The 19854-nt window shown below is 66.1% G+C and carries 21 protein-coding genes; 12 read left to right on the top strand and 9 right to left on the bottom strand.

The features are described 5' to 3' along the window. Positions 1-129: 129 nt before the first annotated feature. Genes J3U95_RS16865 through J3U95_RS16835 form a run of 7 tightly spaced genes read right to left on the bottom strand, consistent with a single transcriptional unit; the run spans position 130 to position 7435 of the window. Entirely contained in the window at positions 130-1332 is a 1203-nt protein-coding gene (locus J3U95_RS16865) for a DegT/DnrJ/EryC1/StrS family aminotransferase (protein WP_208279837.1), read from the bottom strand. Then, positions 1329-3515: a tetratricopeptide repeat protein gene (locus J3U95_RS16860; RefSeq protein WP_208279836.1), complete on the bottom strand. Its 2187-nt coding sequence runs from the start codon at positions 3513-3515 to the stop codon at positions 1329-1331. Before J3U95_RS16860 ends, J3U95_RS16865 begins: the two co-directional genes overlap by 4 nt. Beyond that, positions 3512-4297, bottom strand: coding sequence for a class I SAM-dependent methyltransferase (locus tag J3U95_RS16855; protein ID WP_208279835.1), 786 nt, complete (start codon positions 4295-4297; stop codon positions 3512-3514). Before J3U95_RS16855 ends, J3U95_RS16860 begins: the two co-directional genes overlap by 4 nt. Beyond that, positions 4294-4731, bottom strand: a complete 438-nt coding sequence (locus tag J3U95_RS16850) for a GNAT family N-acetyltransferase (RefSeq protein WP_208279834.1) — start codon at positions 4729-4731, stop codon at positions 4294-4296. The genes J3U95_RS16855 and J3U95_RS16850 overlap by 4 nt, the downstream gene beginning before the upstream one ends. Then, complete coding sequence (locus tag J3U95_RS16845; protein ID WP_208279833.1) at positions 4728-5684, bottom strand: glycoside hydrolase family protein; 957 nt, start codon at positions 5682-5684, stop codon at positions 4728-4730. Before J3U95_RS16845 ends, J3U95_RS16850 begins: the two co-directional genes overlap by 4 nt. Positions 5685-5688: 4 nt before the next feature. Next, on the bottom strand, positions 5689-6651 hold the full coding sequence (locus tag J3U95_RS16840) for a glycoside hydrolase family protein (protein ID WP_208279832.1): 963 nt from the start codon (positions 6649-6651) through the stop codon (positions 5689-5691). 1 nt (position 6652) lies between these two features. Next, a complete protein-coding gene (locus J3U95_RS16835) occupies positions 6653-7435 on the bottom strand; it encodes a WbqC family protein (protein WP_208279831.1) in 783 nt (260 codons plus the stop codon). 230 nt (positions 7436-7665) lie between these two features. Here J3U95_RS16835 and J3U95_RS16830 point away from each other — a divergent pair, with 230 nt between their 5' ends. After that, positions 7666-8763, top strand: a complete 1098-nt coding sequence (locus J3U95_RS16830) for an NAD(P)/FAD-dependent oxidoreductase (protein ID WP_208279830.1) — start codon at positions 7666-7668, stop codon at positions 8761-8763. 188 nt (positions 8764-8951) lie between these two features. Then, positions 8952-9734, top strand: a complete 783-nt coding sequence (locus J3U95_RS16825) for an alpha/beta fold hydrolase (RefSeq protein ID WP_208279829.1) — start codon at positions 8952-8954, stop codon at positions 9732-9734. A gap of 13 nt (positions 9735-9747) precedes the next feature. Here the strand turns inward: J3U95_RS16825 and J3U95_RS16820 are convergent, their stop codons facing one another. After that, positions 9748-10671, bottom strand: coding sequence for a LysR family transcriptional regulator (locus tag J3U95_RS16820; protein WP_208279828.1), 924 nt, complete (start codon positions 10669-10671; stop codon positions 9748-9750). Between the two features lie 119 nt (positions 10672-10790). Between J3U95_RS16820 and J3U95_RS16815 the strand changes: the two genes are divergently transcribed. From J3U95_RS16815 to J3U95_RS16805, 3 genes are all read left to right on the top strand, one after another. Continuing rightward, the gene (locus tag J3U95_RS16815; RefSeq protein ID WP_208279827.1) at positions 10791-11126 is read left to right on the top strand and encodes a nuclear transport factor 2 family protein; all 336 of its coding nucleotides are present in this window, start codon (positions 10791-10793) and stop codon (positions 11124-11126) included. Next, on the top strand, positions 11123-11914 hold the full coding sequence (locus tag J3U95_RS16810; RefSeq protein ID WP_208279826.1) for an SDR family oxidoreductase: 792 nt from the start codon (positions 11123-11125) through the stop codon (positions 11912-11914). Before J3U95_RS16815 ends, J3U95_RS16810 begins: the two co-directional genes overlap by 4 nt. A gap of 69 nt (positions 11915-11983) precedes the next feature. Then, positions 11984-12955, top strand: coding sequence for a LysR family transcriptional regulator (locus tag J3U95_RS16805; RefSeq protein WP_208279825.1), 972 nt, complete (start codon positions 11984-11986; stop codon positions 12953-12955). On the opposite strand, the gene J3U95_RS16800 is transcribed toward J3U95_RS16805, so the two are convergent. Then, positions 12912-13658, bottom strand: a complete 747-nt coding sequence (locus tag J3U95_RS16800; RefSeq protein ID WP_208279824.1) for an RNA polymerase sigma factor — start codon at positions 13656-13658, stop codon at positions 12912-12914. The genes J3U95_RS16805 and J3U95_RS16800 overlap by 44 nt on opposite strands. 236 nt (positions 13659-13894) lie before the next feature. Here J3U95_RS16800 and J3U95_RS16795 point away from each other — a divergent pair, with 236 nt between their 5' ends. The 7 genes from J3U95_RS16795 to J3U95_RS16765 all read left to right on the top strand — a co-directional run bounded on the left by J3U95_RS16795 (position 13895) and on the right by J3U95_RS16765 (position 19837). Next, a complete protein-coding gene (locus J3U95_RS16795; RefSeq protein ID WP_208279823.1) occupies positions 13895-14512 on the top strand; it encodes a sigma-70 family RNA polymerase sigma factor in 618 nt (205 codons plus the stop codon). After that, positions 14509-15228, top strand: coding sequence for an anti-sigma factor (locus tag J3U95_RS16790; protein ID WP_208279822.1), 720 nt, complete (start codon positions 14509-14511; stop codon positions 15226-15228). The genes J3U95_RS16795 and J3U95_RS16790 overlap by 4 nt, the downstream gene beginning before the upstream one ends. Then, a complete protein-coding gene (locus J3U95_RS16785; protein ID WP_208279821.1) occupies positions 15210-16073 on the top strand; it encodes a PP2C family protein-serine/threonine phosphatase in 864 nt (287 codons plus the stop codon). The genes J3U95_RS16790 and J3U95_RS16785 overlap by 19 nt, the downstream gene beginning before the upstream one ends. A gap of 68 nt (positions 16074-16141) precedes the next feature. Further along, on the top strand, positions 16142-17170 hold the full coding sequence (gene tssA, locus J3U95_RS16780) for a type VI secretion system protein TssA (protein WP_208279820.1): 1029 nt from the start codon (positions 16142-16144) through the stop codon (positions 17168-17170). A 110-nt stretch (positions 17171-17280) separates the two neighbouring features. Then, positions 17281-17823 (top strand): type VI secretion system contractile sheath small subunit, encoded by a 543-nt coding sequence (tssB, locus tag J3U95_RS16775; protein WP_370662079.1) that lies wholly within the window; start codon positions 17281-17283, stop codon positions 17821-17823. A gap of 3 nt (positions 17824-17826) precedes the next feature. Beyond that, positions 17827-19320, top strand: coding sequence for a type VI secretion system contractile sheath large subunit (gene tssC / locus J3U95_RS16770; protein WP_208279818.1), 1494 nt, complete (start codon positions 17827-17829; stop codon positions 19318-19320). A 37-nt stretch (positions 19321-19357) separates the two neighbouring features. Next, complete coding sequence (locus tag J3U95_RS16765; protein ID WP_208279817.1) at positions 19358-19837, top strand: Hcp family type VI secretion system effector; 480 nt, start codon at positions 19358-19360, stop codon at positions 19835-19837. Positions 19838-19854 lie beyond the last annotated feature (17 nt).

The raw sequence follows: 19854 nt of genomic DNA, 5'->3' as shown, positions 1-19854 counted from the left end.
CATCAGTACAAGGCGACCACCGCTGCGCCGGCATTAAGTGCCGCACGGAAATTTTTTCAATTTGTTTATCCCTGTTTGTCCGGACCCATGACAAGAGACGCCGCAGCGCCCCAAAACCTTTTCTGGAAATCAAGAGCTTGGCTCGTATGTTGGGGGACCATTGGCGGCGCCGGTCACGACCCGGATCACCTCGGCTACGGTCGCAATGCGCCGCGCATCCATAGTTTCGCCGGTCGGAAGCACGATGACGCTAGCGGCGACCCGCTCGGTGTGTGGCAGCATCAGGCCGGCATGGGGGAATAGCGAGCGATACGGCTCCATCCTGTGGCAGCCGGGCCAGAAGTAGCGGCGAGCCATGATCCGCTCGGCGCGCAGGGCATTGACGATGGCATCGCGCGATGCCGGGCAGCCGGCGCCGACTTCGGCGATCACATACTGGTAATTGTTGCGCTCGGCCTGATCGTACTCGACAAGGCTGATGCCGGGGATGCCTGCCAGTGCCGCTCGGTAGGCTTCGTAATTGGTGCGGTTGGCGCCGATCACGCGGTCCATCGCATCCAGATTGACCAGGCCCATGGCGGCGGCGATCTCGATCATCTTGCCGTTAGTGCCCGGGTGGCTGACCTGGTCCAGGCCAGAGAAGCCGAAGTTGCGCATCAGGCGAATGCGGTCGGCCAGCGCGTCGTCGTTGGTGACCACCGCGCCGCCTTCGAAGCTGTTGCAGAACTTGGTGGCGTGGAAGCTGAGAACCTCGCAGTTACCGAAGTGGCCGATCATGCGGCCGCCATGGCTGCACGAGAACGCGTGGGCCGAGTCGTAGACCAGTTTCAGACCGTGCTCGTCGGCGAGCGCCTGCAGCGCGTCAACCGGCGCCGCGCGGCCCCACAGGTGCACGCCGATGATGCCGGTCGTGCGCGGCGTGATCATGCGTCGCACCGCGTCCGGGTCGAGCGTATGGGTCCGCGGATCGATGTCGGCGAACACCGGCGTGATGCCCTGCCACTGCAACGCATGGGCGGTGGCGACGAAGGTATACGAGGGAACGATGACTTCGCCCTCCATGCCGGTGGCGCGGATGGCGATCTCGAGCGCGATGGTGCCATTGCACATGGCAACGCAGTGGCGCACCCCCAGGTGGGCCGCGACACGCGCCTCGAACTCCTGGACCAGCGGGCCGTCGTTGCTGAGCCAGCGGCGCTCGAAGATCTGGTCCACATACGCCAGGAAGGCCTGCCTGTCGCCAATGTTCGGACGTCCGACGTGCAGGGGGGCTTCGAATGCCGGCGCGGCTCCGTTGATCGCAAGGTCGGCGTCGGTGCGGATAGTTTTCATGTGCTTTCCTCGGCGCCTCCAGCTAGGTCGGAGAGGCGCACCCGTAGGGGGGCAGCAGGATCGCCCGCACACCAGTGCCGCCACATCTGGCGAAACGCATATTCCAGGCTGACTGCGGTGACGCCGGGATAGCCAACCACTGAATTGTTGAAGCGCTCCCGCATCGTGCTGCGCAGTGCGGCCAGCGCATCTGGGTTCTGTGCCAGGAAACTGCCCAATGCGACAAAACTGGCATCGTCATCGGCCAGGAATGAGCTCAAGCCAAGGTGAGCAAGATAGCAGACTGCGGAGTGGCTGGGGTTGGTCGGTCCGATCGTCACCAGCGTAGGTACTCCCATCCACAAAGCGTAGCAGATGGTCGTCGATCCCGAGTAGGGGAAAGGACTGAGGCAGACATCGACCTCGCGGTGCTGTGCCATGTACTCCTGGACTGGAGCACGCTGGCGGATCATGATACGGTCGCGGTCGATACCCTCTTCGTCCAGCCAAGCCAGCAAATTCTGGTCAGTGCCGGAGCGCTGGCCGCCGAGCAGGAGCCTGGATGTGGGTACACTGCGCAGCAGTTTGCCCCAAAGGGCAATGGTTGCACGGCTGATCTTGCTTGAACGGTGGAAACTGCCGAAGGTGATGTAACTGTTGGTTAATGCCGGAAGCAAGTTGACGTCCGGTGCAACCGGTGGTGGCAGGAATGGCGCGCTCAGAGGCAGGCGCACAATCTTTTCAGTGAACTGGTCATCGTAGCGTCCTTCAGGCAGGTGAAACTGGTCGCTGATGTAGTAGTCCATCGCCTGTAATCCGGTGGTGCCGGCGTAACCGATCCAGCTTGCCTGGATGGGCGCCGGCTTCCGGGCGAACAGCGGCAGGCGGTTACTTCCGGAATGGCCGGACAGGTCGATCAGGATGTCGATCGCATCGGCGCGGATCATGCTTTCAGCCTGGCTATCCGAGAGTGCCGCGATATTGCGCCAGTTCGGCATGTACGAACGCAGGCGCTGGGTCATTTCGTCTTCTTGAACGTGATTGAAGTAGACGAAGAACTCCAGTTGATCGCTTTGGCACAGCATGCCGAAAATCGGCTCAATGAAACGGGCCACCGCGTGGTTTCGTAAGTCTGCAGAGACGAAGCCGACCCGAATTTTGCGCTGCGGATCGCGGTCGTTCCGGTGAGGTGCGCAGGCCGAACGAAGCGGTGCTTCCCAGCGCGTCGCATAATTGAAATGCTCGCGCTTGAGTTCCTCAGGGTCTAGTGTCGTATGGCTGAGCATGAACAGTAGTGAACTGTGGAGGTCGGGCGCAGGATTACACGCCATCGCATGACGTGTTACGTCGAGCGCCTTGTCCCAGTGGCCGGTTTCGAAATGATTGTAGGCCAGAGCCCGTAGCGTCGAAATGTCGTTCGGATCAAGCTTCTGACTATGGTGGAGGATCTCCAGCGCCTCTTCCCCCCGCTCCTCCAATTGCATGATGATACCAAGTTCGCGCCAGTGTTTGGCGGATTCCGGCTCGAGTTCCGCCGCCCTGCGAAAACTCGCTTCGGCAGCGGCGCGTTGGCCCATGTCGCGCTCGCAAATGCCGCGATAGTTGAACGTTCTTGCATTGTCCGGATCCAGGCTGAGGGCGCGCGTAAAGCTGCGCATAGCATCGTCGTAGCGCTGCAACTTATGTTCAGCGCGGCCGATGTCGCTCCAGGCCGCCGCATACTCGGGGGCCAGTTCGATGACCTGACGAAGGGAGTCAATAGCGCCTTCGAAATCGCGTTGCTCCAGTTGAGCCTGGCTTAAGGCAATAAGAATATCGGTATTTCCCGGATTCAATGCGGCGGCCTGCCTGGCGGCGTCGAGTGCGGCACGCGATTCGCCCGACATGCGCAGCGCTTCGCTCAGACCGCGTTGCAGGTCCGCTTTGTGCGGCTCATTTTTCAGCGCTTGGCTGTAGTGATCGGCCGCGGCTCGATACTCGCCGATCTCGTACAGCGCCGCTGCCATGATGCCGTGCAGGGCGACCAGCCTGGAGTCGAGTTCGAGCGCACGGCGCTGACTTTTCACTGCTTCACGAAAGTGGCCGTGTTTTTGCAGTGCCATGCCAAGCATGGCATGGGCTTGCGCGTTGCGCGGATTGGCGCGCACAGCGCGTCGTCGTTGTTCGATTTCCTTGACAGCTACGGGGGAGTCGGATTGATTCATGGGTACGCAGTTCTGGATGGAGGAAATGCAGTCAGTCGTGTGGAGCCGGCTTCGCACAGCAGGAAGATGCTGGAGCACAGGTCCGGGTATTGCTGGCCGAGGGCGTAGCAGCCGTCCAGGTAGGCCGGCGAGATGATGTCGGTCTGCAGCAGGCGGTCCCACTGGAAGTTGGCCAGGGCCTTGAAGAAGATGCCGGAGCGGTGGCGCACCGCCAGGCCGCCTGCGACGGCGTCGCGCTCGAGCGTGTCGAGGCTGTAGGTGATGCGGTGGCCGTGTTCGGCCTCGGCCGGCGTGACGGCGGCGTTATGGGTGATCAGGCCCATCTTGACCGCGATCTGGCGCGACGGCGCATTGGCGTTGGGGCACACCAGGAACAGGCGGCCGCCCGGCGCCAGCCACTCGTCGTTGATCCGGCGCAGCAGGCCGACCGGATCGTCCAGGTGTTCCAGCACATGGGTCAGGACGATATTGTCGTAGCGGCGCGGCAGCGTCACGTCCTCGAACCGGGCGTGCACCAGCTCGGCGCGTTCGCCGACCACGGCGCGCGCTTCGCCCAGCGCCTCGCTCGAGGCCTCGACGCAGGTGACGTCGTCGAAGTGCTCGAGCAGGCGGCGCGTCAGCGCGCCCTGGAAGCAGCCCAGCTCCAGCAGGCTGCCGGGCCGGAAGAACGGCGCGAAGCTGCGGATGAAATAGGGGTGCATGACGTCGAAGTCGAAGCCGTAGGCGTAGCGGTGGCCGAGGGCGTCCCTGGCCTCGGCGTTGTAGTCGCGGGAGTCGTTCATTGTGGATGCTCCGAAGTGAATGCCAGTTCCATGCGCAGGTCAGGGCCGGATGCGCCGGCCGGCATGAAGCCATGCTTGCGGTACAGCGCCAGCGCAGCGGCGTTGGCGTCGTGGACGGCCAGGGCCGCGCCGCGCATGCCGGCCGCCCGGGCGCGCGCCAGCGCCTCGCCCAGCAGGCGGCCGGCGATGCCGCGTCGCGTGTGGCCGGGGGCGACGCTGACGTTGGAGACATAGGCGATGCCGGTGTCGTGGTTATTGCAATAGATCGCGACCAGTCCGGCCAGGGCGTCGCCGTCCCAGGCCTCGACCAGGGCCGCCTGGGCGGCCAGCTTGGCGGCGTAGGCGTCGATGTCCACGCGCGCCGACAGCGGCGGCACGAAGCCGGCGTCGCACGCGCGCAGCAGGAGCGCGACCTGTTCGGCGCTGGCGCTCATCGTTCCAGCAGCGCCAGGCCGAAGCCATGGCGTCCGAACTCGTTGCCGTTGTAGAGCAGGCAGATCCGGTCGTCGACCTTGAACACATGCGGGTAGCACTGCATGTCGCCGTCCCAGGCGCCGGGCTCGATGGCGAGCGGGATCTGGTCGTCGTCGCGGGTCCAGTTCTGCAGGTCGTCGCTCCAGGCATGGCCGATGCGGTAGCCGCGACCGGCATTGGTGCGGAAATCGGACGATTGCCGGTAGCAGAAGAACATGTGATGGCGGCCGTCGATCTCGGTCACCGTGGGCAGGGCCTGGCTTTCGTCCGGACCCAGGCGGTCGGCCACGATCTGGCGTGCCTCTTCCTTGATCCAGTGCACGCCGTCGCCCGAGGTCGCGTGGCCGATCTTGTAGGTGCGGTCGGGCGCGGCGTCGGGAGCATAACGCTTCCAGCCGGTGCCGAAGATGTACCACATGTGGAACACGCCTTCGATCACTTGCACGAAGCCGTCGCCCACCAGGCAGGGCTCGTGCAGCGACTGGGCCAGCACCGGTCCGACGCCGTCGCGGACGAAGGTGCGTCCGCCATCGGTGCTGACGGCCAGGCCGATCGCGGTGTCGACCGAGACCGACACGCGGCGGTTCCAGCCGGTGGTGTAGGCAAGCACCCGGTAGCCATGGCGGACCGGGTTGATGGGGAAAATGCCGTGTTCGTCGAAGGCGCCCAGTTCGCCCAAGGGCAACACCGTATGGTCGGCCACGCGCAGGATGCGCCCGAGACTGCGGTCCATGTCGACATACGCGACATGGCTCAGGAACTTGCCGCTGGCGTCGCGCGCGCGGGTCGAGAAATAGATGCGCACGTGGTCGTCGCACACCAGCGCCTGCGGCGACTGGGCGAACAGCTCGCAGCCGTTCGGCAGCGCATGCTGCGAGGGGTCAAAGATCTTGCCGATTTTGCGCCACTTCATCGCATCACTCCAGTTCGCCGTCGAGCACGGCCAGGCCGAAGCCGTAGCGGCCGACGCCGTTGCCGAGGTAGGCCATATAGGTGCGGCCATCGAGCTCGAACACGTGCGGATAGCTGACCATTTCGTCGTCCCAGCCGTTGTCCGAAACATCCAGGCCGGCCTTGTCGTCGTCGCGCGTCCAGTGCAGCAGGTCGGTGCTGGATGCATAGCCGATGCGGTAGCCGAATTCCTTGCCCCGGTAATTGCTACTGTAACGGTAGCAGAAGAACATATGGTATTTGCCGTTCGCGTGGATCACGTCCGGGCTGGCCTGGGCTTCGTCCGGCTCGACCCGGCTCTCGATCAGGTCGCGGTTGGCGGGCAGCCAGTGCAGGCCGTCGCTGGACGTGGCCATGCGGATCTTGTAGACCGGTTCGGCGCGGCCGTCGACCAGCTTCCATTTGCGTCCGGCGATGTAGAACAGCTGCCAGCCGTCGTCGAAGCGGCGGATCTTGGGGCCGCTCAGCACGAAGGGTTCATGCCGGGTATAGGACAGCACCGGACCGCGGCCGGCCTTGCTGAAGGTGGCGCCGCCGTCGCTGCTGGTGGCCATGCCGATGGCGACGTTGAAGGGAACGGATTCGCAGCGGGTCCAGCCGGCGTAGTAGGCGCGCACCAGGTCGCCGTCGCGCACCACCGACACCGGATAGGTGCCGAACTCGTCGAATTCACCGAGGCCGCCGAGCGGCAGGATCGGCTGCTCGGCCACGCGCAGCACGCGGGTGAGGTCGCGCCGGTCGAGATCGACCCAGGCCGAATAACTGACGTACTGGCCGTTGGCGTCCGGACCGGGGCGGCACGAGAAGTACACCCGCACGTAGTCGTCGAACACCAGGGTCGCCGGGGCCTGGGCGAACTCGCGCAGCCAGTCACGGCCGGGCACTTCCTGCGGGGTGAAGACCTTCCCCAGTTTCTTCCAGGTGAACATATCAGAGCAGTTCATAGTGGCCGCGCACCCAGGCGCGCACCGTTTCAAGCGGGTTGAACATCAGGACGTCCACGATCGACAGCCAGGGGATGAAGGGCGCGCCGGATTGCGGGTAGGCCAGCGGCCGCGCGCGCAGGAAGTGCAGGTCGATGCCGCGCGCGGCAAACGCCGCGTGCGCATACAGTTCGGTGCCGCCGATCGGATTGAGGTAGCTGCGCGCGCCCAGTGCCTGGCACAGCGCCAGCACCTTGTCCTGGGCCGCCAGGCCGTGGTCGATGGCCACCCCGGACGAGACGCGGACCGGGGTGTCGATCGCCAGGTGGGCGCAGCATTGCAGCAGGGCGTGGTGCAGGAAGCGGAACAGGTTCGTCTCGGGACAGGCGGCGATCGCCTCCAGCAGCGGCATGGTCTCGGCATACTGCGGCGCATTCCGGTAGGCGCCCTTGAGCTGGGCCAGCCAGCGATGGGGACCGGGGGCCAGCTCGCGCGCGACCACGTCGAGGTGATCGGAGGCATTTTTCAGTGGCAACGAAAACATGACGTCTGTGCCATTGCTCAGCATGCGGTTGCGATTGATCCAGCCCTTCTTGGTGTACTTGATATTGTCGTAGACGACGAATTGATCGGCGGCGGCGATCAGCTGGAAGTAACCGATATAGGGCAGGAAGTAGGGTTGCATGATTGCCACAACAGGACGCGCCAGGACCGCCTGGCCGGCGCCCGGCAGCGGTCCTTCCGCGTTTCCGGATGCGCCGGAAGAGGGCGGGGCCTGCTGTTCTGTCATAGGGAAATCATGGGTAGCCACCCGTTGATTGTAACGTCTGGATGCTCGCCGCCATATACCTCCAGAGCAAAATATTTCCCGTTGGCAAAATTATATTGTGGTAAATCAGAGCGCCCGAAGCCGCTCGCCACGTCGGTTTTGCCCAGGCGCTCACTTGACCTCAAGTGAGCTTGAGGAATTATAAATGTCCTGTCGCCGCTCGCCGGCTCTCTCCCTCAAGGACACCGCACATGAATACACCCTACGACACCCCGCGCCTCGCCCGGCCCGCATTCCAGGCCGACCATGGCGCCATCGAAGCCGACGCCGTCATCGTCGGCGCCGGCCCGGTCGGCCTGTTCCAGGTCTTCGAACTGGGCCTGCTCGACATCCGGGCCCACGTGATCGATTCGCTCGGCGCCGTGGGCGGGCAGTGCATGGAGTTGTATCCGGACAAGCCGATCTACGACATCCCGGCCGCGCCCGTGCTCACCGGGCGCGAACTGACCGACAATCTGATGCGGCAGATCGCGCCGTTTGAACCGGTTTTCCACCTGGGCCAGGAAGTGACGACCGTGCAACGGCGCGCCGACCGCCGCTTCGACCTCGAGACCTCGCTCGGCACGCGCTTCATCGCGAAGACGGTCATCATCGCGGCCGGCGTCGGCGCCTTCCAGCCGCGCAAGCTGAAGGTGGCCGGCATCGACCGCTTCGAGGGCAGCCAGCTGTTCTACCGGGTCAAGCACCCGGAGCGCTTCCATGGCCGGCAGCTGGTGATCTGCGGCGGCGGGGATTCGGCGCTGGACTGGGCGCTGGAGTTCGTGGGCAAGGCGGAATCGGTGGTGCTGGTGCACCGCACCGAGAGCTTTCGCGCCGCCCCGGCCTCGATCGCGAAGATGAAGGCGCTGTGCGATGCGCAGGCGATGCAGTTCATCGCGGGGCAGGTCACGGGTTTCGACGTGCAGGGCGGCCGGCTGTCCGAAGTGAAGGTGGCGGGCGCCGACGGTGTGACCAGGCGCGTGCCGGTCGACGTCCTGATGGCGTTCTTCGGCCTGCTGCCGATGTTGGGACCGATCGTCGACTGGGGGCTGGACATGGAGATGCGCCAGTTGCGGGTGCGCGATACCGCGACCTTCGAGACCAGCGAGGCGGGCATCTTCGCCGTCGGCGACATCAATACCTATCACGGCAAGAAAAAGCTGATCCTGTCGGGCTTTCACGAGGCGGCGCTGGCGGCCTTCGGCGCTGCGGCCTATGTCTTCCCCGACAAGAAGGTGCATATGTTGTATACGACGACGTCACCAAAGATCCACAAATTGCTGGGCGTGGAGACGCCGGTGTTCGACTGAGCAAAAAAAGGTGTGTGTTGGTGCATCCAGTTCGGCGGTGGTGACGTATATCGGAAGTGGACGCGCAGTGGGCGGTGCAGGATGGCCTTCTGAAACATCGGTCGCCTCGGTCGATCGACCGATACCGTGACGATGTGTCTTTCCCTACACTGGCTTCACTTACCCAACAACACCTTTAGGAGAACATCATGACCGTCAAACGCCACCTGCGCACCCTGGCCATCGCCGCCGCCCTCGCCACCATCGGCGCCAACGTCCACGCCGCCGACGTCAAGGCGAGCGCCAAACCCTCCGTCGTGATCGTGCACGGCGCCTTCGCCGACGGCTCGGACTGGGCCAAGGTCATTCCGTTGCTGCAGGCCAAGGGCGTGAAGGTTACCGCGGTCCAGAACCCGCTGACCTCGCTGGCCGACGACGTCGCCGCCGCCAAGCGCGCGATCGAGACCCAGCCGGGCAAGGTGGTGCTGGTCGGCCACTCCTGGGGCGGCACCGTGATCACCGAGGCCGGCCAGCACGACAAGGTGGGCAGCCTGGTGTACGTGGCGGCGTTCGCGCCGGAGGCCGGCAAGTCCACCGCCGAAACCGGCGAGGGTTATCCGGCCGCCCCCGGCAGCAAGCGTTTCGTTGCTGATAAGGAAGGTTTCCTGAGCCTGCCCGAAGCCGCGATGCGTGAAGACTTCGCCCAGGACGTGCCGGCCGCCCAAGCCGCCGTGATGACCGCGACCCAGGGCCCGATCCAGGCCAAGGCCTTCAGCGACAAGGTGACGAACGCCGCCTGGAACGGCAAGCCGTCGTGGTTCATCGTCAGCGCCCGCGACCGCATGATCGATCCCGGCCTGCAGCGCGCGATGGCGAAGAAGATCGGCGCCAAGGTCACCGACCTGCCTGCCAGCCACGTGCCGCAGCAATCGCGTCCGGCCGACGTCGCCAAGGTGATCCTGGACGCGGTCGCGGCCACCGGCGCCAACTGAGGAGGACAGGCCGCTAGCCGAACGAGACGTCGAGCAGGCCTTCGCCGGCCAGCCGCGACGCCTCGTCGACCAGGGCCCGCATCTTGGACTGGTGCTGGCTGCGCATCGGGAAGTAAAGGTAGAGGCCGGACGTGGCCGGCACGTAGGGAGCGAGCACCCGCACCAGGCGGCCATGGCGCAGGTCCTCGGCGATCTCGATGTCCGGCAGGCGGGCGATGCCCAGCCCCTTGCGCGCCAGCTCGGCGATCATGCCGGTGTCGTTGGCGCACAGCGCGGCATCGAGATCGAGCTGGTAGTCGGCGTCACCTTCGTGGTCACGGAAGTTCCACGGCGGCAGGACGCCGGAGGTCGTGAAACGGTAGCGGATGGTGCGGTGCTGCAGCAGTTCGCGCGGGTGAGAGGGCATGCCATGCCGCTCGAAGTAGGCGGGCGAGGCGACGATCGACCAGGACAAGGGGCGGCTGAGGCGGATGGCGACCATGTCCTGGGCGATCGCCTGGCCGAGGCGGATGCCGGCGTCGAAGCCGGCGGCCACCAGGTCGACCAGGCCGTCGTCGAGCGACAGGTCGAAGCTGATGTCGGGGTGGCTCGCGCGCATGCGCGGCACCAGCACCCCCGCCACCAGGCGTCCGAGGGCGCGCGGGGCGGTCATGCGGATGCGGCCGGCGGGGCGGCGCTGGAATTGTTCCAGTTCCGAGAAGGCGTCCTCGATCTGGCTCACCGCCGGTTTCAGGACGGCGAGCAGGCTGGCGCCGGCGTCGGTGAGGGACACGCTGCGGGTGGTGCGGGTAAATAGCGGTACCCCGTGCCTGGCTTCCAGCGCGCGCACGCCCTTGCTGACCGCCGTGGGGCTGACGTTGAGGCGCCTGGCGGCCAGCGTGAAGCTGCGGTGCTCGGCGACGGCGAGAAAGAGACGGATCAGTTCAAGAGAACTCACGGGAGTATTTGGACAATTGATTACGAACTTTAGGTTTATTGAGCATATCTTTTTTGGATCTTTTTCACCATAGTGGTGGACTCTACACTGGAAGTACCTACTTTCAAGGAGAACCCAGAATGATCAATCTGCCTACCGCCATTTCGACGTATGTCGAGGCCAGCAACGCGCAGGATGCCCCGCGCGTGGCCGCCGCCTTCCTGCCCGACGCTACCGTGCACGACGAGGGCCACCTGCATCGCGGCCGCGCGGACATCGCCGCCTGGGCCGGGGACACCGCGCGCAAGTACGGCGCCACCATGGTCCCCCTCGGTCTCGACCGCATCGACGGCCAGGACGATGGCTATGCCCTGCGCGCCGAAGTGAGCGGCAACTTTCCCGGAAGCCCGATCACGCTCGCCTTCCACTTCGCACTGCAGTCCAACAGCATCGCTTCGCTGGAGGTCAAGCCATGAGCAACGCCATGAACAACTACGCTTTCGAAGGCAAGCGGGCGCTGGTCACCGGCGGCACCAAGGGCATGGGCGCGGCCATCGTGCGCGCGCTGGCCGCGCGCGGCGCGACCGTGATCGCCCCGGCGCGCAAGCAGCCGGAAGATCCGGTGGCATCGGTGCGCTACGTGGAGGCCGACCTGGTCAGCGTCGACGGCGTGCGCCGCCTGATGGACACCGTCCAGGGCGAGTTCGGCCACCTCGACCTGTTGGTCAATAACGTCGGCGGATCGTCGGCGCCGGGCGGGGGCGCGCTGGCCCTGACCGATGCCATGTGGGACGAGGCGCTCCAGCTCAACCTGATGAGCGCGGTGCGGGTCGACCGCGCCTTCCTGCCGGCGATGGTGGAGCGGGGCGCCGGCGCCATCGTGCACATCACCTCGATCCAGCGCCGCCTGCCCCTGTACGAATCGACCGTCGCCTACGCCGCGGCGAAGGCCGCCCTGGCCAGCTACAGCAAGTCGCTGGCCAATGAATTCGGGCCGCGCGGCATCCGCGTCAACGCTGTCGCCCCCGGCTTCATCGAAACCACCGCCGCCCATGCGTTCCTCGAGCGCCTGGCGGAGCACGGCGGCGGCGGCATCGAGGCCGCCCGCGAACGGGTGATGGCGTCGCTCGGCGGCATCCCGATCGGACGCCCCGGCAAACCCGAGGAAGTCGCCGAACTGGTCGCCTTCTTGTTGTCGCCGCTGGCGGCCTCGGTCCACGGCGCCGAGTTCGTCATCGACGGCGGCACCATACCCACCGTATGACGTCATACTAATGAAAACGTTTGCAGGAGGCGCGAGGGCCTCCTGCGGACTTCCTGAAAGATCAACGCCATGAACAAGCCACTATTCCTTTCGCGCGTCGCGCCGTCCTTGCGCGGCGCCGACCTGCCATTGCTCCTATCGTTGAACGTGTTGCTCGAGGAGTGCAACGTCACGCGCGCCGCGGCGCGCCTGCACGTGAGTCAGCCGGCGCTGTCGGCGCAGCTGTCGCGCCTGCGCCAGCTGTTCAACGATCCGCTGCTGGTGCCGGCCGAGAGCGGGCGCGGCCTGGCGCCGTCGCCGTTCGCGCTCAAGCTGCACCGCCGGCTGCAGCCCGCGCTGGCTGGACTGAATGCGGCGGTGCGCTTCGACACCGACGACTTCGATCCCGGGAGCGCGGCGCGCACCTTCAATATCGTCGCCAACAACACGGGCGCCGCCGTGATCCTGCCGGGCCTGGCGCAGCGCATGCAGGCGGTCGGCAACAAGAACCTGCGCCTGACCCTGGCTGCGCCGGACGAGAGCGACCTGGCGAGCAAGCTCGAAAAAGGCGACGTGGACCTGTGCTTCAGCACGGCCTGCCTGCTACCGTCGGGCCTCCTGAGCCGCGAGTTGATGACGACGCCCTACGTGATGGTGCAGCGCAAGGGACATCCGCGCGGAAATGTCCCGGTGCCCCTGGGCGAATACTGCAAGCTGGATCACGTGAACGTGGCGCGCGACAGCAACCTGCACGGATTCATGGACGAACAGCTGTACCGGTTGGGCCATTCGCGCCACACGATGATGGCGGTGCGCGACTTCAGCGCGGTCGCAGCGATCGTCGGCCAGAGTGACCTGGTGTGCACCGTGCCGGCCTTCATCGCGCCCTATAACGACTCCTCCGTCGATGTGGTCGACCTGGCGTTTCCCTTCCTGACCTATACGCTGTGCATGGCGTGGCATCCGAGCAGCGACGGCGATCCGGGATTGCTGTGGCTCCGCACCCAGATGCAGGAAGTCATGGAAGGCAGCCCGCGAGTGTGGGACCAGCGGGGCGCCTGACCTTCGCGCCAAGCCGCTCCTTGACCGGCGGCGCCTTGACGCCACGCCGGCGCTTTTCCGTACGCAGATCGACCATCGCGCGCCGGCGCGTCTCCGACACCATGATCGGCTGGACGTCCCCCGGTTCCTCCAGGCAGACGCGCAGCCGTTCCAGGCCGCGCCGCAACCAGCTTTTCGCCGTACCCAGCGGCACCCCGAGATGGCGCGCGATCTCGGCATGCGTCAATTCCTGCCCAAAGGCCAGCGCGATGCTCTGGCGCTGGGCCGGTTCCAGCCGCGCCATCGCCTGTTCCAGGCGCATGCGCGCCACCGCGTCGAAGACCTGGGCGCCAGGGTCGAGGTCGAGGCCATCCCTTTGCTCCACTTCGGCCAGCAGCGCCGGGTCTTCTTCCGACATCAGCGAGGCGATGCCGTTGCGGTTACTGCGCAGGATGCTGAAGGCGCGGTTCCTGACGATGGCGATCAGCCAGGTCATCGGGCTGGCCTGGCCGGGACGGAAGGATTTCGCATGCAGCCAGATGCTGAGGTAGGCATCCTGCAGCACGTCTTCCGCCAGGCTTGGCAGCCGCAGCAGGCGCAGGGCCGTGTGATACAGGTAGTCGTGGGTCAGGGCGTGCAATTCCCGGAATGCCGTGTGGTCCCCGGTTGCCGCGGCGGTGATCAGGCCCGCCAGGTGACTGTGTCGATCGTGTGTCAGGTTCATGGACAGGATCGTGCAGGAAACCAAAAGTCACCGCCAATCGTATCTCCTTATGCCAAGCTATCGTGTTTAGTTATTCGATAGGGATAACCTAATAAAAGCACAAGTGTCGTTACGGATTGTCAATACAAATTGCTCTTCGTACGAGGGAGGGGATGCATGACGAAACATGCATCCAGGTGCGCGATTCCGGCGTAGCTAGACGCAATCGCCAACCGATCCTTTATCCAAGCACGCACATGCTCAACCACACACCGGAAAACCAGCGCCTGGTCAACTTGCTCGCACGCGTCGCGCTGCGCGACCAGCAGGCATTCAAGGAACTCTACGACCTGACCAGCGCCCACCTGTACGGTGTCGCGCTGCGCTACCTGCGCACCGCGTCCACCGCCGAGGACATCCTTCAGGAAGCCTATATCAACGTCTGGCAGCAGGCGGGAACCTATGCGGCCACGCTGTCGGCTCCGATGACCTGGCTGATCAGCGTGGTGCGCAACAAGGCGCTCGACCACCTGCGCAAGTTCAAGCGCGAGACGGAGAGCACCGCGCAGTCCATCGATGCTGTCGATGCGGGCGCGGAAGGGCAGGTGGACGCGATCGCCGAGCACGCCGACCCGCACGAGCTGTTCAGCGCCGCCACCGAGGCGATGGTCCTGAAGCGCTGCGTGGCGCAGCTGGACGCGCCGCAGCGCCAGTCGCTGGCGCTCGCCTTCTACGACGGCCTGTCGCATTCCGAACTGGCCGAGCACCTGCGGGTGCCGCTGGGGACGGCCAAGGCCTGGGTGCGGCGCGGCCTCGAGCGGCTCAGGAAATGCATCGAAGCGCACCAGCAGCCCGAGACCGGGAGGGCGTCGTGAACTACGAACGGCCCGAATTGCTGGACAGGCTGGCCGGCGCCTATGTGCTGGGGACGATGGGCGCGGGCGCACGGCGCCGTTTCACACGCCTGCAGGCCCAGTCGATCGCGGTCCAGCGCGCGGTGGCCGACTGGAACAACCGCCTGGCGCCGCTGTACGGCAGCATCCCCGCGGTGGCGCCGCCGCCGGCGCTGTGGACGCGGATCTCGGGGCGCATCCAGCGCGAAGGCGATGCGCAGCCGGCGCCGCAGATCCTGGACCGGCTGCGCAAGTGGTTCAGGCCGGTGGTCGGCTTCGCCCTCGGCGCGGCGGTGGCCACCGCCTTCGTCTCGCACAACGCGCACCTGTTCGGCATGCACCATATGTCGGCGGCGCTGCCCGCCAGCTATGTCGGCATCCTGCAGGACGAGGGCGGCAAGAGCCGGCTGACCGTGGGCTCGCACCGGCACGGCGAGACGATGACCATCAGGCTGCTGGCGCCGCTCGCGATCCCTACGGGGCGGGTGGCGCGCCTGTGGGCGCTGCCCGCGCATGGCGCGCCGGTGCCGATCACGAACGTCGTCGTCGGAGCGAACGCGCCGATTCCGCTCGGCGCGCCGGCCGAGGAGGTGTTTGCCGGCATATCCCGGCTGGCGCTGAGCTTCGAGGAAGACCCTGCGGCGCCGCAGCCCACCGGCCCCTATGTCCTGAGCGGCCCATGCGTCAGGTTCTGGTGAACGCGCGGCTGGCGATGCAGGCCTGCGGCATGAGCGAGGCCGGCGAGGTGCGCACGCGTAACGAAGACCGCTTCGTGGTCGACGATGCCCTCGGCCTGGTCGCCGTGGCCGACGGCATGGGCGGCCACATGTCGGGCGAGGTCGCCAGCAGCGGCGCGCTGGCGGCGCTGGCCGCCAGCCTTGCCGACGGCCACGCGCGGTTGCAGAAGATGGGAGAGGAGGGCGACCCCGACGCCACCGACCTCGACCTGCGCTGGAACGGCACCGTGCGCCTGCGGCGCGCGGTCGATCGCGCCAATGCGCTGCTGTACGAAGAAAACCGCGCGCGCGGCCATGCCGACGGCGACGGCATGGGCAGCACCCTGACCGGCCTGCAGTTCCTGCCGGCGCTGGGCGCCGTGCTCTCGTTCCACGTCGGCGACAGCCGCTTGTACCGCTATCGGGATGGCGCGCTGGTCCAGCTGACGCGCGACCAGACCGCCTACCAGCTGGCGCTGGAATCGGGCGCGCCCGGCGAGCTGCCGCCACGTAACCTGCTGCTGCAGGCCATCGGGCCGGCGCCCGTCGTCGCGCCCGACTTCGATTACCACGAGGTGCGCGCCGGCGACCTGCTGCTGCTGTGCAGCGATGGCCTGCATGGCTGGGTGCCGCATGCAGAGATCGCGGCGCTGCTGCGTCGCGAAGACGATCCGGGCGCGGCCTGCGCCGGCCTGCTCGACTTGAGCCGGCGCCACGCCAGCCGCGACAACGTCACGGTACTGCTGGCGCGCTTCGAGGCGACCGGCGCGCGCGACGAAGCAAAAAATATCGCGGCGCACGCGTCCAGTCGATCCGGCCCTGCGTAAGTCTTCCTGAACGACGAGCGCGGGAGCGTGATGACAGCACCCGCCTCGCTCCAATCAATGGAAGCGCCATGAACGACCTGCAATCGACCTTTCTCTCGGACCTTGCCGCGCCACTCGACGAGCTGCTGCCGTGCGGCGAGAACCTGGAATACGACCCGCAATTCCTGGCGTTCGAAGCGGCGCTGAACGGCAAGCCCGAAGTCCAGTACGGCAGCACGATCACGCCGGCCACGGGCCCGGACTGGAAAACGGTGCGCGCGCTGGCGCTCGAGTTGATGGGGCGTACGCGCGACCTGCGCGTGGCCGTCGGCCTGACGCGCGCGCTGCTCGGGCAGGAAGGCGCGCCAGGACTCGCCGCGGGACTGTCGCTGCTGGCGGCGCTGCTGTCCACGCAATGGGAGCAGCTGCATCCGCAGCTCGACGCCGACGACGACAACGATCCGACCTTTCGCCTGAACACATTGGCGGCGTTGGTGGAGGCGGGCGGCTTGCTGCGCCAGCTGCGCGACATGCCGCTGGTCGAGGTGCGCGCCATCGGCGCATTCGGCCTGCGCGAGATCGAGGCCGGCGAACAGGGCGAAGCCGGCGACACGGCCGTGGTGGCCCCGGCAACGATCCTGGCCGCGTTCGCGGCGGCGCCGCAGGACGACCTCGCCGCCACCTGCGCCGCCCTGGATGCGGCAGGCGCCAGCGTGGCGGAGATCGAGGCGACGCTGGCACGGCGCCTGGGCGCCGGCATGGGCATCGATCTCACGCCGCTAGCCGGGCTATTGCAGCGCGCGGCGAGCCAGGTGCGTCCGCACCTGGCCGCATCGGCGGCGATGCCGCCGCAAGCCGCGCCTCAGGATGCCGCGCATGTCGCCGTGCCGGCCGCCGTGCGTGCCGATGGGGACATCACGGGCCGCGCCGACGTGGTGCGGCTGCTGGAGCGCATATGCGCCTGGTATGCGCGCGCGGAACCGTCCAGCCCCGTGCCGCTGCTGCTGCAGCGGGCCAGGGGGTTGGTCGAGATGAATTTCACCGAATTGATGGAGGAGCTTGCTCCCGATGGCTTGAACCAGCTGGCGCAGATCAGCGGCATCCGGAGCGATTCATGAAACAGCGGGGCCGCTTGCGCCAGGAGCGGCTGACCGATCACCCAGGCGCAGACGCGCCGCCGGGGCATGTCCCGCGAAGGGCACGCCCCTCACTTGAATGGAGTCTTATCGTGGCTAAAGAAAGCAGTCAGAAGTTCATCGGGCGCAACCGCGCGCCGCGCGTGCAGATCGATTATGACGTAGAGGCCTACGGCGCCGAGAAGACGGTGCAGCTGCCGTTCGTCATGGGCGTGTTCTCGGACCTGTCAGGAACGCCGGCCGAGCCGCTGGCGCCGGTGGCCGAGCGCAAATTCCTCGAGATCGACGTCGACAACTTCGACGAGCGGCTGAAATCGATGAAGCCGCGCGTGGTGGCGACGGTGCCCAACACGCTCACCGGCGAAGGCAATATGGCGATCGAGCTGACCTTCGAGAGCCTGGACGACTTCACGCCCGGCGCGATCGCGAGCAAGGTCGACTCGCTGCGAACGCTGCTCGAGGCGCGCAGCCAGCTCTCCAACTTGCTGACCTATATGGACGGCAAGACCGGCGCCGAAGAATTGATGGCGAAGCTGATGGGCAACCCAGCCCTGATGGCATCGCTGGCGGCCGAGCCGAAGCCAGCCGACCCCGAGGCACAGGCGCCCGGCGCCGATCAACCGCAGCAAGGATAAGCAATGTCAACGGCAACCCAGGAACTGAATGCACCCGCCCTCGAGGGCACGCTGGCGGCGAGCGATTTCGCGGCCCTGCTGCAGCAGGAATTCAAGCCGCGCACCGACAAGGCGCGCGACGCGGTCGAAAACGCCGTGCGCACCCTGGCCCAGCAGGCCTTGCAGGAGGCTTCGCTGGTCGGCGGCGACGTGCTGGCCACGATCGAGGGCCTGATCGCCGCGATCGACCGCAAGCTGACCGAGCAGATCAACCACATCCTGCACGACAAGCAGTTCCAGGCGGTGGAAAGCGCCTGGCGCGGCCTGCACTACCTGGTCAGCAATACCGAGACCGACGAATCGCTCAAGATCCGCGTCATGAACATCTCGAAGAATGAGCTGCACAAGACGCTGCGCAAGTTCAAGGGCGTGGCCTGGGACCAGAGTCCGATCTTCAAAAAGCTGTACGAAGAGGAGTACGGCCAGTTCGGCGGCGAGCCGTATGGCGCCTTCGTGGCCGACTACTACTTCAACAACAGCGGTCCCGATGTCGAGCTGCTGGCGCAGATGGCGCAGGTGGCCGCCGCCGCCCACGCGCCGCTGATCAGCGCCGCCGATCCCAGCGTGATGCTGATGGATTCCTGGCAGGAACTGGCCAACCCGCGCGACCTGACCAAGCTGTTCCAGACGCCGGAACACGCCGCCTGGCGCTCGTTCCGCGAATCGGAGGATGCGCGCTACGTCGGGCTGGCCATGCCGCGCTTCCTGGCGCGCGCGCCGTATGGCGCCGGCACCAACCCGGTCGAGGAATTCGATTTCGAGGAGACGACCGGCAGGCCCGGAGCCCTCGACTTCACCTGGGCCAATGCGGCCTATGCAATGGCGGTCAATATCAACCGCTCGTTCAAGCGCTATGGATGGTGCTCGCAGATCCGCGGCATCGAATCGGGCGGCGTGGTCGAAGGCCTGCCCGTGTATACCTTCCCGACCGACGACGGCGGCGTCGACATGACCTGCCCGACCGAGATCGCGATCAGCGACCGGCGCGAGGCCGAACTGGCCAAGAACGGTTTCATGCCGCTGGTGCACAAGAAAAACAGCGACATCGCCGCCTTCATCGGCGCGCAGTCGCTGCACAAGCCGGCCGAGTACGACGATCCGGACGCCACCGCCAACGCCAACCTCGGCGCGCGCCTGCCTTACCTGTTCGCGACCTGCCGCTTCGCCCACTACCTCAAGTGCATCGTGCGCGACAAGATCGGCTCGTTCAAGGAGCGCACCGACATGGAGATCTGGCTCAACAACTGGATCGGCCGCTACGTCGAGCACAACCCGGCCACCGCGACCGAGGCCGACAAGGCCAGGAAGCCGCTGGCCGGCGCCGAGGTCGTCGTCGAGGAAGTCGAGGGCAACCCCGGCTACTACGGCGCCAAGTTCTTCCTGCGCCCGCACTACCAGCTCGAGGGGCTGACCGTCTCGCTGCGCCTGGTGTCGAAACTGCCTTCCGCGAAAAAGTAGGCGGCCCCGTTCATCGTCAAACCACTGAAAGCACACCATGATTCTTCTGAAATTTGCCAAGACCATCAAGGGCACCTCCACCGTATCCGGGCACGACGGCTGGATCACCATCGATTCGATACAGCTGGGCGTCGGCCGCGCCATATCGAGCAGCGGCGGCGGCGCCGACCGCGACACCAGCAACCCCTCGTTTTCGGAGATCTCGCTGAGCAAGGCGACCGACATCGCCTCGGCCGACCTGTTCATGCAGGCCGTGTGCGGCATGAGCCTGGGCAAGGCCGAAATCCACTTCATCCAGACCGGCGGCGCCGACAAGAAGGAGCAGGTGTTCCTGAAGATGGATCTGGAAGAAGCGATCATCAGCTCGTACTCGGTCAACAGCGGCGGCGAGCGCCCGAGCGAGACGTTCTCGATCAACTTCACCAGGATCAGCTACCAGTACGACTCGTTCACCGGCGACAAGGTCATCACCGGCACGCCGAAGAAGTGGGACCTGGAAAAAAATGCCACGTACTAAAACCGGGGCGGTCCGGC

This window comes from Massilia oculi (genome assembly GCF_017582745.1).
Classification (GTDB): Bacteria; Pseudomonadota; Gammaproteobacteria; order Burkholderiales; family Burkholderiaceae_D; genus Telluria; species Telluria oculi_A.
The sequence above is the reverse complement of the archived record's forward strand: the minus strand, read 5'-3'. Positions and strand labels throughout refer to the sequence as shown.

What these genes read in the sequence shown, in the direction of transcription:
- J3U95_RS16825 (WP_208279829.1), top strand. Translation starts at nt 8,952, where the DNA reads ATGACCGTCAAACGCCACCTGCGCACCCTGGCCATCGCCGCCGCCCTC.
- tssA (WP_208279820.1), top strand. Translation starts at nt 16,142, where the DNA reads ATGAACGACCTGCAATCGACCTTTCTCTCGGACCTTGCCGCGCCACTC.
- tssC (WP_208279818.1), top strand. Translation starts at nt 17,827, where the DNA reads ATGTCAACGGCAACCCAGGAACTGAATGCACCCGCCCTCGAGGGCACG.
- J3U95_RS16815 (WP_208279827.1), top strand. Translation starts at nt 10,791, where the DNA reads ATGATCAATCTGCCTACCGCCATTTCGACGTATGTCGAGGCCAGCAAC.
- J3U95_RS16795 (WP_208279823.1), top strand. Translation starts at nt 13,895, where the DNA reads ATGCTCAACCACACACCGGAAAACCAGCGCCTGGTCAACTTGCTCGCA.
- J3U95_RS16845 (WP_208279833.1), bottom strand. Translation starts at nt 5,684, where the DNA reads ATGAAGTGGCGCAAAATCGGCAAGATCTTTGACCCCTCGCAGCATGCG.
- J3U95_RS16830 (WP_208279830.1), top strand. Translation starts at nt 7,666, where the DNA reads ATGAATACACCCTACGACACCCCGCGCCTCGCCCGGCCCGCATTCCAG.
- J3U95_RS16855 (WP_208279835.1), bottom strand. Translation starts at nt 4,297, where the DNA reads ATGAACGACTCCCGCGACTACAACGCCGAGGCCAGGGACGCCCTCGGC.
- J3U95_RS16865 (WP_208279837.1), bottom strand. Translation starts at nt 1,332, where the DNA reads ATGAAAACTATCCGCACCGACGCCGACCTTGCGATCAACGGAGCCGCG.
- J3U95_RS16840 (WP_208279832.1), bottom strand. Translation starts at nt 6,651, where the DNA reads ATGTTCACCTGGAAGAAACTGGGGAAGGTCTTCACCCCGCAGGAAGTG.
- J3U95_RS16800 (WP_208279824.1), bottom strand. Translation starts at nt 13,658, where the DNA reads ATGAACCTGACACACGATCGACACAGTCACCTGGCGGGCCTGATCACC.
- J3U95_RS16810 (WP_208279826.1), top strand. Translation starts at nt 11,123, where the DNA reads ATGAGCAACGCCATGAACAACTACGCTTTCGAAGGCAAGCGGGCGCTG.
- J3U95_RS16785 (WP_208279821.1), top strand. Translation starts at nt 15,210, where the DNA reads ATGCGTCAGGTTCTGGTGAACGCGCGGCTGGCGATGCAGGCCTGCGGC.
- J3U95_RS16765 (WP_208279817.1), top strand. Translation starts at nt 19,358, where the DNA reads ATGATTCTTCTGAAATTTGCCAAGACCATCAAGGGCACCTCCACCGTA.
- J3U95_RS16805 (WP_208279825.1), top strand. Translation starts at nt 11,984, where the DNA reads ATGAACAAGCCACTATTCCTTTCGCGCGTCGCGCCGTCCTTGCGCGGC.
- J3U95_RS16835 (WP_208279831.1), bottom strand. Translation starts at nt 7,435, where the DNA reads ATGACAGAACAGCAGGCCCCGCCCTCTTCCGGCGCATCCGGAAACGCG.
- J3U95_RS16860 (WP_208279836.1), bottom strand. Translation starts at nt 3,515, where the DNA reads ATGAATCAATCCGACTCCCCCGTAGCTGTCAAGGAAATCGAACAACGA.
- J3U95_RS16850 (WP_208279834.1), bottom strand. Translation starts at nt 4,731, where the DNA reads ATGAGCGCCAGCGCCGAACAGGTCGCGCTCCTGCTGCGCGCGTGCGAC.